Origin of the sequence: Stenotrophomonas daejeonensis (assembly GCF_001431505.1) — a bacterium.
In the GTDB taxonomy this organism is placed as follows: domain Bacteria; phylum Pseudomonadota; class Gammaproteobacteria; order Xanthomonadales; family Xanthomonadaceae; genus Stenotrophomonas; species Stenotrophomonas daejeonensis.
In genome coordinates, this window is the sequence record NZ_LDJP01000005.1 from 25,157 (window position 1) to 40,009 (window position 14,853).

Annotated in this window: 10 protein-coding genes; 5 read left to right on the top strand and 5 right to left on the bottom strand. The window is 66.7% G+C overall.

Annotated features, from left to right (window positions below):
- Positions 1-608: 608 nt before the first annotated feature.
- The 3 genes from ABB34_RS00450 (at position 609) to ABB34_RS00460 (ending at position 6,835) form a co-directional block, all read left to right on the top strand.
- The gene (locus ABB34_RS00450; RefSeq protein WP_057639270.1) at positions 609-2,924 is read left to right on the top strand and encodes a winged helix-turn-helix domain-containing protein; all 2,316 of its coding nucleotides are present in this window, start codon (positions 609-611) and stop codon (positions 2,922-2,924) included.
- 113 nt (positions 2,925-3,037) lie between these two features.
- Positions 3,038-3,940, top strand: coding sequence for a helix-turn-helix transcriptional regulator (locus tag ABB34_RS00455; protein ID WP_057639271.1), 903 nt, complete (start codon positions 3,038-3,040; stop codon positions 3,938-3,940).
- A 45-nt stretch (positions 3,941-3,985) separates the two neighbouring features.
- Positions 3,986-6,835, top strand: a complete 2,850-nt coding sequence (locus ABB34_RS00460; RefSeq protein ID WP_211258129.1) for a TonB-dependent receptor plug domain-containing protein — start codon at positions 3,986-3,988, stop codon at positions 6,833-6,835.
- 289 nt (positions 6,836-7,124) lie between these two features.
- Here the strand turns inward: ABB34_RS00460 and ABB34_RS00465 are convergent, their stop codons facing one another.
- The 3 genes from ABB34_RS00465 to ABB34_RS00475 all read right to left on the bottom strand — a co-directional run bounded on the left by ABB34_RS00465 (position 7,125) and on the right by ABB34_RS00475 (position 11,116).
- Complete coding sequence (locus tag ABB34_RS00465; protein ID WP_057639273.1) at positions 7,125-8,240, bottom strand: HDOD domain-containing protein; 1,116 nt, start codon at positions 8,238-8,240, stop codon at positions 7,125-7,127.
- Positions 8,241-8,397: 157 nt separating this feature from the next.
- Complete coding sequence (ppa, locus tag ABB34_RS00470) at positions 8,398-8,934, bottom strand: inorganic diphosphatase (RefSeq protein ID WP_057639274.1); 537 nt, start codon at positions 8,932-8,934, stop codon at positions 8,398-8,400.
- Between the two features lie 151 nt (positions 8,935-9,085).
- Positions 9,086-11,116: a sodium-translocating pyrophosphatase gene (locus tag ABB34_RS00475; protein WP_057639275.1), complete on the bottom strand. Its 2,031-nt coding sequence runs from the start codon at positions 11,114-11,116 to the stop codon at positions 9,086-9,088.
- A 247-nt stretch (positions 11,117-11,363) separates the two neighbouring features.
- On the opposite strand from ABB34_RS00475, the gene ABB34_RS00480 reads away from it, so the two are divergent.
- Positions 11,364-11,864: a hypothetical protein gene (locus ABB34_RS00480; protein ID WP_057639276.1), complete on the top strand. Its 501-nt coding sequence runs from the start codon at positions 11,364-11,366 to the stop codon at positions 11,862-11,864.
- 121 nt (positions 11,865-11,985) lie between these two features.
- Here the strand turns inward: ABB34_RS00480 and ABB34_RS00485 are convergent, their stop codons facing one another.
- Positions 11,986-12,624 carry an RcnB family protein gene (locus tag ABB34_RS00485; RefSeq protein WP_083490001.1) on the bottom strand — a complete coding sequence of 213 codons (639 nt, stop codon included), beginning with the start codon at positions 12,622-12,624 and terminating at the stop codon, positions 11,986-11,988.
- 98 nt (positions 12,625-12,722) lie between these two features.
- Complete coding sequence (locus tag ABB34_RS00490) at positions 12,723-13,979, bottom strand: 6-phosphofructokinase (protein ID WP_057639278.1); 1,257 nt, start codon at positions 13,977-13,979, stop codon at positions 12,723-12,725.
- Positions 13,980-14,129: 150 nt separating this feature from the next.
- On the opposite strand from ABB34_RS00490, the gene ABB34_RS00495 reads away from it, so the two are divergent.
- A complete protein-coding gene (locus ABB34_RS00495; RefSeq protein ID WP_057639279.1) occupies positions 14,130-14,693 on the top strand; it encodes an adenylate kinase in 564 nt (187 codons plus the stop codon).
- The last annotated feature ends 160 nt before the right edge of the window (positions 14,694-14,853 follow it).

A 14,853-nucleotide genomic window follows, 5' to 3' on the forward strand; every position in this document is an offset into this window, starting at 1 on the left:
CGCCGACTGCAGGATCGTGCGGGCTGGTGTCGGTCGGCGATGCGTGTGGCATCGGAATGGCGTGAGGGTACCGGCCGGTGGCCGGTACCTCTCGTCCATCGACATGCAGTTCCTGATGCTGCGGAAAAGTGGAAGGTGCATCACAGGACTAGGCGGGAACACGTCGTGCCTGAGGTGACGCTTTATCTTTTCTTCAGCTTGATGACTGCGAAAGCACATGGAACATGATGGCTAAGAGCCTCTGCCATGCAGGACGTCGGTACAAATGACGAACAGGCTTGATGTATCAGGCTTTCATCGCAATGAGTCAGGATGCGATGGGCGCATGTCCGTGCATGCCGATGCATGGGAAGCTGAACACTGCATAAAAAAATCGCGCCCAAAGGCGCGAATCTTGAAGCTGGATTATGTGAGTTCGTCGGCGGGAGAGAGCCTGATGTCGCCAACGCGGGTACATGGGCAACTGCCATAGGCTAATATCCGCGCGCTTCGAAACTTTTGCTTTTTCCGTTGACGCCTTTTGCGGATTCTGGCGATTCACTGGTGGCGGTGCTTCCAGGAGTCGGGCACAGGGACAGTGTCCTCCGGCGCTTCACCTCCTGATCGTTATGGCTTCAGAAATCGACAACGACACGCCGGCCGCGGATAGGCTGCACATCGGTGAGTGCCTGGTGGTGCTGTCCTCGCGCGAGGTGCATGCGCCGGGTGCGCGCCGTCCGGTACGGCTGACGCCGAAGGCGATCAACGTGCTACTGGTGCTGGCGCAGCATGCGGGGCAGGTGGTTACGCGCGACGAGTTGTTCGCACAGGTGTGGCCCGACACGCTGCCCACCAATGACGTGCTGACGCAAGCGGTCACGCAGCTGCGCAAGGCGTTTGGTGCGCACAATGCCGCCGAGGGTGCGCTGGCCTATATCGAGACCATTGCCAAGAGCGGTTATCGCTTGATGGCGGCCGTGGTATGGGAGCCGGTGGAAGCGGAGCTGGATGACGACCGGTCTGCGCTGGAGCCGCAGGCCGCGTCATCGACGGAGCAGGAAGCCGACCTGCTCACCGAGCCGTCGAGCCGCAATGCCTGGCGCAGGGCAAGGCGGCATGTGTTGCTGGTGCTTGGGTTGGTGCTGTTGTGCAGTTGCGTGGTGATGGCGTGGCTTCTTTGGCGGCGACCGGCCGTGGAGACGTTGCCGGAGGCGGTCACCAGCGATGGCACCCGGGTGATCGGCAGCCCCGAGCGTCCCTATCGCCTGATCACCGCTACCGAGGGTTTCGAGACCTGGCCGGCGTTGTCGCCGGATGGTGCATTGGTGGCCTATGTCGACGAGCGCGATGGCGCCTCCATCCTCAAGATGCAGGGTACCGGCAGCAATGCCGCGCCAACGGTGTTGGTGCAGGTGCCCGAAGGCATGCAGGACCGTTTCCCGGCATGGTCGCCGGATGGACGTGAGATCGCCTTCGCCCGTTTCGGCATGCAGGGGCAATGCGAAGTGCTGGTGATGGGCGTCACCGGCGGCAGCATGCGGCGTGCGACGCGTTGCGATGGCGCCGACATGCTCAGCTTCGACTGGACGCCGGACGGGCGCGGCCTGGTATTTGGTTCCATGACCGGCCCCTTTGGGGCGCCGGGTATCCGTGTCCTCGATCTGGCTTCGGGGCGCTGGACGGCGCTGGAGTACAAGCATGGGCCGGATGATTTCGATTACGCGCCGCGCTATTCGCCCGATGGCGGACGTCTGGGTTTCGTGCGCAACCCACAGGTGGGCGACCTGTGGATGATGGATGCCGATGGCAGTGACGCCCGGAGGCTGACCGGGGATGCCGCCGAGATCCGGGGCTGGAACTGGCTGGGCGACGGGACGATGGTGTTCGGTCGACGGGTGGACAGCGAATCGCGGCTGTATCGCCTCGACGTCCGCTCGCGCACTTTGCGCGACATGGGTGTGGACGATGCACAGAGCCCATCGGTGGCGCGGCTCGGGCACATGCTCGCTTTCATGCAACGGCGCCCGCAATTCGGCCTGTTCAAGGTGTCGTTGGAGGGGCATGGGCACAAGGAGCGGTTGTTCGCTTCCTCCGGCCGCGATACGCAGCCGATGGTGTCCCCGGATGGACAGCAACTGGTGTTCACATCCGACCGCTCCGGTGCGTTTGCTTTGTGGTGGGGGCGACTGGATCAGCCCGGATCGTTGCATCCGCTCGAAGGCCTGCGGCCGGAAACGCGACAGGCTCCGGATTGGTCGGTCGATGGCCAGTATCTGCTGGTAAGCGGCCGCGATGATGCCGGCCACGCCGGTATCTACGAGGTGCAGCCGGAGCTGGGGCAGTGGAAGCGCCTGCCGGTCCCGGTGGCGGAGCCTTTGCAGGCGATCCACGGGGCGGAGCCAACGCGGGTCTACGTGATCGAACGCGACTCCGCCAACCGGATGGCGCTGGGCTTGTTCGATCGTTCGCATGTGCCGTGGCGACGACTGGCCAGCGTGCAGGGTGTTTCGCAGGTGCGTTACGACCGCAGTGGTCGAAGGGTGCTGTTCACCCGGCTGGCCGGCGGCGGCTTGTGGCAGGCCGATGCGGACCTGTCCGCGGGCAGCATCCGCGAACTCCATCCGTTGCTGCCGACCCGCTGGCGTTATCGTGCCTGGGCAGTGGCTGGCAATGGCGTGGTGGAATATCTGCATGGCGATGCCGATTGCCCGGTGCGCCTGAGCCGTCTGGATGGCCCGGAGCAGGTACGCAGACGTTGCCTGGAACCCGATGCCTCCAGCAGCAACAATGGCCTGAGCATCTCGCCCGACGGTGGCGCAGCCTACATCGCGCTGGCGGTGAGCGATGGTACCGACATCGGGGTGATGGATGTGCCGGACGAACGGCCGGCATCGTTGCTGGGCGTCCTCAAATGGTTGCCAGCGTTGAGAAAAATGGATTCGTGATTCCTTCGTCCGGTTCTCCTGAAGAATTCGGAGCGATCTCGTGGAACCTTCCTGACGGATGATGCCAAGGCTGGCAAAACCATCGGCCATTGAAGGCAAACAGATGGTGTGTCATGCGGCAGTTGTCCTGGGTCGATCGCGGACAGGTGGTTTCGTTCGAAAAGCAGTACGAGGACGGGCCGAGACCGAATTGCGTGGGCGTGGCGCGGCTGGGCAGCCTGCAGACTTCCGGAACCGTGTTCACGGTTTGGATGCAACTGCGCGGCAGTGCCTGGGTCGAGTCCAAGGAAGGCAAGTTCCGTCTGTACCAGCGCGAGTGGATTGCATTCGAGAAGGAATCGCGGCCGCTGATCCAGGCCGGACGCGACGGCATCTGCATCGGCGTCGCACTGGATGCCGATGCCCTGCGCATGCTCGGCACGCTGGCCGACTGCAGCCTCTATACCGGGCGCGGGCACATGGGCCGTGGCGAGGTACGGATGGCGCTGCGGCTTTGGCGCGAGGCCCAGGCCAGTGGTGGCGACGCCCAGGCGCTGCGGCCGTTGCTGCTGCACGTGGCTTCGCTGCAACGCATCCTGTCCGACGGCGTGCAGCGCTGCCCCGGCCGCTCGCGCCTGCGCAAGCGCCAGGTGTTCGGCCGCATGCAGCGTGCGCGCATGTACCTGGAAGGCAACAGCCACCGGGTGGTACGGGTCGGCGAGCTGGCCGAGTTGACCAATTTCTCCAGTTGGTACCTGTCCAAGACCTTCCAGAGCCTGTACGAGGAAAGCCCGCAGTCGCTGTCCGCGCGCCTGCGGCTGGAGCGTGCGGCGATGCTGTTGCGCGACACCGACATGATGATCGGCGAAGTGGCCGTGGCCAGCGGTTTCGACAATTGCTGCAGCTTCGCCCGCGCCTTCCGTACGCGCTTTGGCGTTCCGGCCAGCCGCTACCGTGAATGCGCCGGAATCCTGCCGCCAGATTCGGCAAAGTCTGCCGGTGGTTCGCGCAAACCCATCGCTTCGGTACGAACGTAACTTTCAGGGGTGTTTAACACACCACTAACGTAACCGGAGAGATTGATGAAATTCCGTACTCCCGCAATGCGGCTGGGCCTGCTCCCGGCCGGCATCGCGATCGCGTTGACCCCTGCCTTCGCCTCGGCGCAGGACAGTGCCCAGGGCACCACCGACCTGGACCGCATCCAAGTCACCGGCTCGCGCATCCGCCAGGCCAGCATGGAAACCGCGCAGCCGGTCATCGCGCTGCAGCGTGCCGACATCGAGAAGCAGGGCTTCACCAGCGTCGCCGACATCGTGCAGAACCTGGCCGCGACCGGCTCGCCGGCGATCAGCCGCGCCGATGCGTTGTCCTCCGGTGAAGAAGTGGGCGGGCAATACGTCGACCTGCGCAATCTGGGGCCCGAGCGCACCTTGGTGCTGCTGGACGGCAAGCGCATGGGCGTCAGCTCCGGTGGCTACACCGACCTGGCCTCCATCCCGACCTCGGTTATCGAGCGCGTCGAAGTGCTGACCGATGGCGCCTCGGCGATCTACGGCTCGGACGCGATCGCCGGCGTGATCAACATCATCACCCGCAAGAACTTCGATGGTCTGGAAGCCAGCGTCTACCGTGGCCAGTACGGCCAGGGCGATGGCGACAAGGAAACCTACAACTTCGTGTACGGCCAGGTTGGCGAGCGTGGCTCGCTGACTTTCGGTGCCGAGTACAGCAAGGAAAAGCCGGTATGGGCCAAGGATCGCCGCTTCAGCCGCTCTCCGAACGGCCAGTGGCACCCGGTTCCCAGCGGTGATGACGCCAATGGCTGGTCGGCTGCTTCCAACAAGGGCATCCTGATCGACGGCGACGACAACTGGTACACGCTGAACGATGGTGGCGATCCGAGCCAGCTCGGCGATTACCACGAAACCGATTTCCCGGATTTCACCAATCCGAGCCGCGAGATGTGGCTGCAGACGCAGATGGAGCGTCGTTCGGTGTTTGCCAACGGCAACTTCGACCTGACCGACAACATCCGCGCCACCGCCAGTGCGCTCTACACCAAGCGCAACACGCTGCAGCAGATCGCCGGCTATCCGTACCAGTCCGAGGTCTACGAGACCCCGCTGTCGGCCGACAGCATCTACAACCCGCTGGGCGAGGAAGCGCACTTCATCCGCCGTACCTCGGAAGTGCCGCGCCAGACCGAGTCGCAGCTGGAAACCTTCCGTTTCAGCGCGGGCCTGGAAGGCTCCTTCGAGTTCGCCGACAGGTACTGGGACTGGGACGTGGGCTACGTCTACAACCAGAACCACGGTGTCAAGACCGGTACCGGCAACCTGTTCATCCCGAACGTGCAGAATGCGGTCGGTGCGTCGTTCATCGACGCCGACGGCATTGCACGCTGCGGTACCGCGACCAACGTCATCGCCGGGTGCACGCCCTGGAACCCGCTGCTGCCGTACGGCTCCACCGGTGAGGGTTCGCTGAGCGATCCGGCGCTGCAGGCCTACCTGTTCCTGCCGAGCCACGACACCTCCACCACCACTACCAAGGTGTACAGCGCGAACCTTTCGGGCTCCGTGGTGACGCTGCCGGCTGGGGACCTGGCCTTTGCCGCCGGTTACGAACACCGTGAGGAAAGCGCCGAGTACAGCCCGGACGCGCTGCTGCAGTCCGGCCTGAGCACAGACCTGGCGGGTGGCCCGACCAAGGGCGGCTACAAGCTCGACGAGTTCTACCTCGAGCTGAATGTGCCGATCCTGGCCGACATGCCGTTCGCCCGGGAGCTGTCGCTGGACATGGCCGGCCGTTACTCGGACTACAACACCTTCGGCAACACCGTGAACTCCAAGTTCGGCCTGAAGTGGAAGCCGATCGACGACTTGCTGGTGCGCGGCACCTACGCCACGGGTTTCCGTGCGCCGACCGTGTCCGACCTGTATGGCGGCACCTCGCAGACCTACGATTCCTACACCGATCCGTGTGATTCGAGCTTCGGTTCTGCTGCCCGCAACCCGGCGGTGGCCGCCGCGTGTGCCGCCCACGGCGTCCCGGCCGACTTCCGCCAGATGACCTCGGGCGGCGCCACCGCCACCGGCCCGGGCGCGCAGTCCTACAGTGCGTTCGAATCCGGTTCCAACGACGAACTGCTGCCGGAAACCTCCAAGACCTGGACGGCTGGTCTGGTGTACAGCCCGAGCTACGTGCAGGGTCTGGACTTGAGTCTGGATTGGTGGAAGATCCGCATCGACAACGTGATCGCGGGTGAGTCGGTGACCTCGATCCTCAACCAGTGCTACGTGCTGGGCATCGATTCGGCCTGCGAGCGCTTCACCCGCAGCACCGAGGGCCGCGACGTCAACCAGGTCGACAGCGTGACCCGCACGCTGATCAACGGCGGCTACCAGGAAACCTCCGGTTACGACCTGGGTGTCCGCTACCGCCTGCCGGAACTGGCGATCGGCAACTTCATGATCGACTGGAAGACCACCTACGTCGATTACCTGGAGTACCGCCGCGACAACGAGGCCAGCACTCCGATCGAGCAGTCCACCAGCTGGGCCGGCAACTTCCGCGTGCGTTCGAACCTGAACGTCGATTGGAGCTACGGCGACTTCGGTGTCAACTGGGGCGTGCGCTACTACTCGGGCATGAAGGAAGAGTGCGCTTACGACGAAGAGTGCAACCTGCCGGACTTCAGCTCGCCGTACACGCAGCTGTCGCCGACCCGCAAGGTGGGTTCGAACACCTTCCATGACGTGCAGGTGCGCTACAACGCTCCGTGGAATGCGACCATCGCTGTCGGCGCGAACAACGTGTTCGGCCATGAAGGCCCGGTCATGTACAGCCAGCCGAACTCGAGCTTCTCGTACTACGGTGGCTTCGACATCGGTCGCTTCGTCTACGCGAAGTACACCCAGCGCTTCTGATCCATCGAAGCCCGGTGCAGGACGAAAAGGGTGGGCCGCAAGGCCCACCCTTTTTCTTGATCCCGATCAGGCCGCAGGTGCCGGACTTGTTTCCCGCAGGAGACCATGCGGCAAGCCCCGCATCCACGACGGTTAGCCCGGAACCTCGTAGGTGCCGGGCTCGCCCGGCACGGACTTTCCCGGTGAAGCCCCAGCGGGACAGGCCCCGCTCTACAAGACCAACCCGAGCCCCAAAACGAGAAACGGCCGCGTCGAGCGCGGCCGTTCGCATGTTCCGCGGGATTCTGTCTCAGGCTTCCGCGGACAACCCTGCGTACTCGTTGGCCAGGTCGCGCCAGCCGTCGAGCCTGGACAATACGCCGGTGCGTTCCAGGTACTGCTCGTCGATCGGACTGCCGCTGGCCAACGCGGTGGCCACGTGCACCGCGCCGCTCACCCAGAAGCTGCGCACGTTCGAACGCTGCGGCTGCAGGTGGAAGGCGACGGCCTCGATGATCGCCATCGGCAGGCCCCACAGGCCCAGCAGGTAGGCGCCGGCCTCGGCGTGGCCGGGGCGGTCGTCGCCTTCGGCCAGCGCTTCGCGCTCGTTGCGCACCCCGGGCAGCAGCAGGCCGATGTCGGCCAGCAGGGCTGCGGTCGCGCCCAGTTCGGCGCTGCTGGCCGGCAGCATCTTCGCCGCCAGCCGCGAGGCCATCAGGGCGCGGGCCTGCAATGCGTTGCGCTCGGCCGGGGAAATGGCCGGCACGGCGAACACTTCGCTGGCCAGCACCAGGTCGCGCAGGGTGGACAGGCCCAGCCGGGTCACCGCGCCGCGCAGGTCGGTGATCGAGCGGCCGCTGTTGAAGAAAGCCGAGTTCGACAGCTGCAGCACCTTGGCGGCGATGGCCGGGTCGGCGGCGACCAGTTTGGCGATGTCGGTGGCGTCGCTGTTCTCGTCCTCCTCCAGCGCCTGCATCAGGCTCAGGTACAGGTGCGGCGGCGAGGGCAGCTTCTCGATGCGGCCGATGGCGCTGCTCAGGCGCGGGCTGTACAGCAGGTCGCGCAGCTCTTCCAGGCTGGTCAGGGCGTCGAGCAACACTTCCGGCGACAGCGGCAGCGGCAGGAAGCGGTGGGCGACGCCGATGATGCGGGCGGCGGGCGCGCGCTGGCTCTGCGCGGACTCGATCAGCGCGATGCGGATCGTCTCCGGGCGCAGGGTGCGGATCTGCCCGAGCAGGGTGGCCGGGGTGAGGTCCGGCAGGGCCGGCGCGACGATGACCGCATCGACCGTGCTGGACGCCACCGTGGCAATGGCGGCATTGCCGTCGGCAACGCCCTGGACATGCCATTCGTCGCCCAGGTCGGCGATGTATTCGAGGAGTTCGGCCGACAGATTGGCATCGTCGCCGACTAGCAGGATACGCAAGGCACATTCCCCCAATGGAACCGCTCGACCATCATGTGGACGGGCCGGAAAATCTGGCCGCCAATGTAGCCGAATGCCCCGGCAAGGTCATGTGCCGGGCGGATGAAACGTGATCGTCGGCACCGGTACCGCCCGGGGCGGTACCGGTGCGCAGGGCTCAGCCCTGCTTGGCGACGAAATTCTCGTGGGCCTGGACCAGGATGCGCTTGGCCTCATCGGCGCCGCCCCAGCCTTCGATCTTGACCCACTTGCCCTTTTCCAGGTCCTTGTAGTGCTCGAAGAAGTGGCCGATGCGCTCCAGCCAGTGGCTGGACACCTGGCCGATGTCCTCGACGTGGGCGTAGCCGTTGAAGATCTTCGGCACCGGCACGGCCAGGATCTTCTCGTCGCTGCCGGCCTCGTCGCTCATCTTCAGCACGCCCACCGGGCGGCAGCGCACCACCGAGCCGGGTACCAGCGACAGCGGCAGCACCACCAGCACGTCGGCCGGGTCGCCGTCGCCGCACAGGGTGCTGGGCACGTAGCCGTAGTTGCAGGGGTAGCGCATCGGCGTGGACAGGATGCGGTCGACGAAGATCGCGCCGGAGTCCTTGTCCACCTCGTACTTCACCGGCTCCGAATCCTTCGGGATCTCGATGATGACGTTGATTTCTTCCGGCGGGTTCTTGCCCGCGGAGACGAGTTCCAGGCCCATGCGCTGCTCCGAATCGTGCGTTTGACAGAAAGGCGGCATTCTACGCCTGCTGCTGGTGCGGCGCACCAAACGGTATCGGCGGACGGGACGGTGTGGTTCCCGGCCGCTCCCTTCCCCCAGGCGGGGGAAGGGAGCCGGGTTCCGGGGCGCCTTACAGCAGGGGCACCAGCAGCAGCGCCACGATGTTGATGATCTTGATCAGCGGGTTGATCGCCGGGCCGGCGGTGTCCTTGTAGGGGTCGCCGACGGTGTCGCCGGTGACCGCGGCCTTGTGCGCCTCGCTGCCCTTGCCGCCGAAGTGGCCGTCCTCGATGTACTTCTTGGCGTTGTCCCAAGCGCCGCCGCCGGTGGTCATCGAGATCGCCACGAACAGGCCAGTAACAATAGTGCCGATCAGCAGGCCGCCCAGCGCCTTCGGCCCCAGCAGCAGGCCGACCACCACCGGCACCACCACCGGCAGCAGCGACGGCACGATCATCTCCTTGATCGCCGAGCGGGTCAGCATGTCCACAGCCCTGTCGTACTGCGGCTTGCCGGTGCCCTGCATGATCCCGGCAATCTCGCGGAACTGGCGGCGCACCTCCTCCACTACCGCGCCGGCGGCGCGGCCCACCGCTTCCATCGCCATCGCGCCGAACAGGTAGGGGATCAGGCCGCCGATCAGCAGGCCGATGATCACGGTGTGGTCGGACAGGTCGAAGGCGAAGGTTTCGCCGGGGTTGGCGGCCTGCAGGTTGTGGGTGTAGTCGGCGAACAGCACTAGCGCGGCCAGTGCCGCCGAGCCTATCGCGTAGCCCTTGGTCACCGCCTTGGTGGTGTTGCCCACCGCGTCCAGCGGGTCGGTGATGTCGCGGATTTCGCTGGGCAGCTCGGCCATCTCGGCGATGCCGCCGGCGTTGTCGGTGATGGGGCCGTAGGCGTCGAGCGCGACGATCATGCCGGCCATCGACAGCATCGCGGTGGCGGCGATGGCGATGCCGTACAGCCCGCCGAAGTGGAACGCGCCCCAGATCGCCACGCACACCGCGATCACCGGCAGCGCGGTGGACTTCATCGACACGCCGAGGCCGGCGATGATGTTGGTGCCGTGGCCGGTGGTGGAGGCCTGCGCCACGTGCTGCACCGGCTTGTACTGGGTGCCGGTGTAGTACTCGGTGATCCACACGATCAGCCCGGTCAGCACCAACCCGATCAACGCGCAGAAATACAGGTTCGTGGCGCCGTAGCTGGAATCGGCCATCAGCTGCGTGGTCACCGGCCAGAACGCGATGGCGGCCAGCACGCCGGAGACGATCACGCCCTTGTAGAGCGCGCCCATGATCGAGCCGCCGGCCTTTACCTTGACGAAGAACGCGCCGATGATCGAGGCAATGATCGACACCCCGCCCAGCACCAGCGGGTACAGCACCGCGTTGCGGCCGACCTCGGCCAGCATCAGCCCGCCCAGCAGCATCGTGGCGATTACCGTCACCGCGTAGGTCTCGAACAGGTCGGCGGCCATGCCGGCGCAGTCGCCGACGTTGTCGCCGACGTTGTCGGCGATCACCGCCGGGTTGCGCGGGTCGTCCTCGGGGATGCCGGCCTCGACCTTGCCCACCAGGTCCGCGCCGACGTCCGCGCCCTTGGTGAAGATGCCGCCGCCCAGCCGCGCGAAGATCGAGATCAGCGAACTGCCGAACGCCAGCCCGACCAGCGCGTGCAGCGCCGCCTCGCCGGTCACGCCCAGGTGGCGGGTCAGCAGCAGGTAGTAGCCGGCCACGCCCAGCAGGCCCAGCCCGACCACCAGCATGCCGGTGATGGCGCCGCCGCGGAACGCCACGTCCATCGCCGCGCCGATGCCGTTGCGCGCGGCCTCGGCGGTGCGCACGTTGGCCCGCACCGACACGTTCATGCCGATGTAGCCGGCCGCGCCGGACAGCACCGCGCCGATGGCGAAGCCGACCGCCGTGTACCAGCTCAGGAACACGCCCACCAGCACGAACAGCACCACCCCGGCGATGGCGATGGTCAGGTACTGGCGGTTGAGGTAGGCGCGCGCGCCTTCCTGGATCGCCGAGGCGATCTCCTGCATGCGCGGGTTGCCGGCCGGCTGCCGCAGCACCCAGCGGGTGGAAATGAGACCGTAGACGATGGCGATGGCCGCGCAGGCCAACGCAATGACGAGACCGTGGTTTTCCAGCATGACCCCTCCAGCACAGGTGGATTCGTCCAGCGAAGCGCTGAACGCGGGACACGCCGGGGGTGAAGCACTGGAACAGACCCGGAGCCAAGCAGCGGCCGTGGTGCGTGTCGCGGTGTTCAACGTTTCCTGGAGCCGTGGCGAGTATGCGGTCAGGCGGCGTTCACTGTCATGACGCAGTGCGCTTGCCGCGCCGTTCAGCGGCGAACCGGCACCGTTCCGGTTCCGCAATGCGAACGAGGCAAAGCCGATGAACAACCGATGCAGGTGGTTGCCCGTCCTGCTGCTGGCGCCGCTGGCCGTGGCTGCGCGGGCGCAGGAAATCCAGCGCCCACCGGCCGCCGCGCAGGCCGTGGACGTGCTGCATACCGTGCGGCAGGTTCCCGAGGCCTGCACCCGCATCGAAGGCCGCTTTACCGGCCAGGACGATGCGCCCTACGACATGCGGCTGGTGCGTCTCGGTGCGCAATGCCAGCCGCGCGCGGCTTGGCTGGATTTCGCGCAGGTCACGCCGGGTCAGGGCGGCTGGAAGCTCAACGACCGCATCCGGATCCCGGCCGCGGAGTGCCCGGGGCAGCAGGCGCTGGTCGAGGTCTGGCGGCGCCCGGTCGAGCAGCCGCTGGACCGCGATGGCCAAGGTCAACTGCGGGTGTATCTGGATGAGGCACGCCAGCAGGCCGGGGCCGGACGACTGGCGGCATTGCCGGCCTACGCGGCACGGCTGGAGATGGAGGGGCGGCCCTGCCGCTGAGCCGGATGAATGTTTTCCGAGAACGCCCGTCCGCAGGTGCCGGGCTTGCCCGGCACGGGGCATTGCCGGGAAGGCCCCAATGCGGGGCAAGCCCCGCATCTACGGCAGGATGCCATCGCGATCAGCGCGACAGCATGTCCACGATCAGCTGGTTGGCGATTTCCAGCAGCAGGTAGTCGCCGCCATCGGTGCGCACCCATTGCTGGCCATGCGCGGGTTGGCGCAGGTGGTGGCGGTCCCAGTCGCGGACCACGTTGACCGGGCCGTCGTAGCGGCGGCCACGCTCCCAATGCGGATGGCTGCCATGACCGACCGGATGGCCCTGCGCCGCGGCACGGCGGCGCTGGATCGCCTCCTGTTCGCGCTGCCACGCCTCGTCGTGCCGGCGTTGCTGTTCGGCCCGGCGGCGCAGTTCCTGCTCCTGGCTGCGCTGCCAGGCTTCATCACGCCGCCGCTGCTGCTCGGCGACACGGCGTTGCTGCGCTTCCTGACGCAGTTGCCATGCTTCGTTGCGACGCTGCTGTTGCTCGGCGAGGCGCCGCTGTTCTTCCTGCCGCTGGCGCTGCTGCTCCTGCTCGCGTTCGCGCCGGGCCTGTTCGCGCTGGCGCTGTTCCTCGCGGACCTGCCACTCGGGTTTGCCGGAGGGGTCGTCATTGCCGTGGCCCTGCCAGCGGCCATCGTCGTGCGCCATTGCCGGGGCCGTTCCGGCAAGGGTGGCGAGTGCGAGGACAAGACCGGCGTTGCGCAGGCTGGGGAACATCGCTGTCTCCTTTCGTGGGGCCGGCGCGTGGCCGGTGGTGCGAGCGTGCGGTGCGGTGGCTGAATGCCCGGCGCATGGCCGGGCGACGAGCGTTCGGCTCAGCCCTCCCACGCCGGCAGCTTCTTCGCCACCGCCACGTTCTTCAGCGTCACGTACTTCGGCAGGCCGTCGCGGCCCCAGGGCAGCGGCGCCTCGCCGCGGATCAGCGGCTGCAGGTAGCGGCGCGCCTTGTCGGAGATGCCGAAGCCGTCCTTGCGGATGAAGCCGGCCGGCATCTTCTTCTCGTGGTTGGCCACCTTCGACAGCGGCGCGGCCTCGATCTTCCAGCGGTAGGGCGCGTCCGAGGTGCGCACGATCACCGGCATCACCGAGTTGCGCCCCTCCAGCGCGAACCGCACCGCGGCCTTGCCCACCGCTTGCGCCTGTTCCCAGTCGGTCTTGCTGGCGACGTGGCGGGCCGAGCGTTGCAAGTAGTCGGGCAGGGTCCAGTGCACCTTGTAGCCGAGCCCGGCCTTCACCCGGCCGGCGAGGTAGGAGGCCACGCCGCCGAGCTGGGTATGGCCGAACGAATCGGTGGCGCCGCCGGCATCGGCGACGAAGCGGCCATCGGCGGTGTGGATGCCTTCGCTGGCGACCACCACGCAGTAACCCACTTTCTCCACCACTTGTTTCACTTTGGTCAGGAACGCGGCCTCGTCATAGGCGCGCTCGGGCAGCAGGATGATCTGCGGCGCGTCGTCGGGGTTCTCCCCGGCCAGCCCGGCCGCGGCGGCCAGCCAGCCGGCGTGGCGGCCCATCGCTTCGTAGATGAACACGCGGGTGGACGTTTCGGCCATCGCCGCCACGTCCAGCGCCGCCTCGCGCACCGACACCGCGGTGTACTTGGCCGCCGAGCCGAAGCCGGGGCAGGTGTCGGTGACGGCCAGGTCGTTGTCGATGGTCTTGGGCACGCCCACGCAGGTCAGCGGGTAGCCGAACTCCTTCGCCAACTGCGACACCTTCAGCGCGGTGTCGGCCGAATCGTTGCCGCCGTTGTAGAGGAACCAGCGCACGTCGTGCGCCCTGAGCACCTCCAGCAGCCGCTCGTACCTGGCCCGGTCCGCCTCCAGCGACTTGAGCTTGTAGCGGCACGAGCCGAACGCCCCGCCCGGGGTATGGGCGAGCGCGACGATGCTGGCGGCCGCTTCCTTCGAGGTGTCGATCAGCTCCTCGCGCAGCGCGCCCAGGATGCCGTTGCGCGCGGCCAACACCTTGATTTTCTTCGCCCGGGCCTCGGTGATCACGGCAGCGGCGGTGGCGTTGATGACGGCGGTGACGCCACCGGACTGGGCGTAGAGCAAGGTGCCTTGGGACATGGGGAGACTCTCCGGGCGGGGGACATTTCCGGGACATTGGCCGGATGCGGTAAGCTGCGATATTGCGGTGCAGCGTGAATGAGCTCACAGGGGGCCCCTGAGTCTAACGCCGCTGTCCGTCCCGTTTCCTCAACATATTGGGAGTCAGGAATGCGATTGGTTCTGTTGGGACCGCCCGGTTCGGGCAAGGGCACGCAGGCAACCCGCCTGAAGGAAGAACTGCGGATTCCGCACATTTCCACCGGCGACCTGCTGCGCGCCGAAGTGGCCGCAGGCACCGAGCTGGGCAAGCAGGCCAAGGCGGTGATGGACGCCGGCAACCTGGTGTCCGACGACATCCTGCTGGGCATGCTCGAAGCGCGCCTGGCCCAGGCCGACGTCGCCAATGGCTTCATCCTCGATGGTTACCCGCGCAACGTCGCCCAGGCCAACGCGCTGGGTGAACTGTTGGGCCGGCTGGACCAGCCGCTGGACGCCATCGTGCAGTTGGACGTGCCGACCGAACTGCTGGTCGAGCGCATCGCCGGCCGTGCCAAGGAACAGGGCCGCGCCGACGACAACCCGGAGTCGGTGCGCCAGCGCCTGCAGGTCTACAACGATTCCACCGCGCCGGTGATCGACTTCTACGCCGCCAAGGGCACGCTGGCCCGGGTCGATGGCGTGGGCGCGCTGGACGAAGTGCTGGCCCGCATCCTGGTCGCGATCAAGCGCTGATGCCGTCGCCGCTCCGGCCCGGCCGGAGCGGTCCGGGTCGGCCCCGTGCACGAAAACGAACGCCCCGGACCAGTGCATGGTCCGGGGCGTTCGTCTTGTAGGGGCCAGCAGGTGGGCGTGCTCAATGCCCCGCAGCATGAGCTCCCTGGGGATGGGCCTC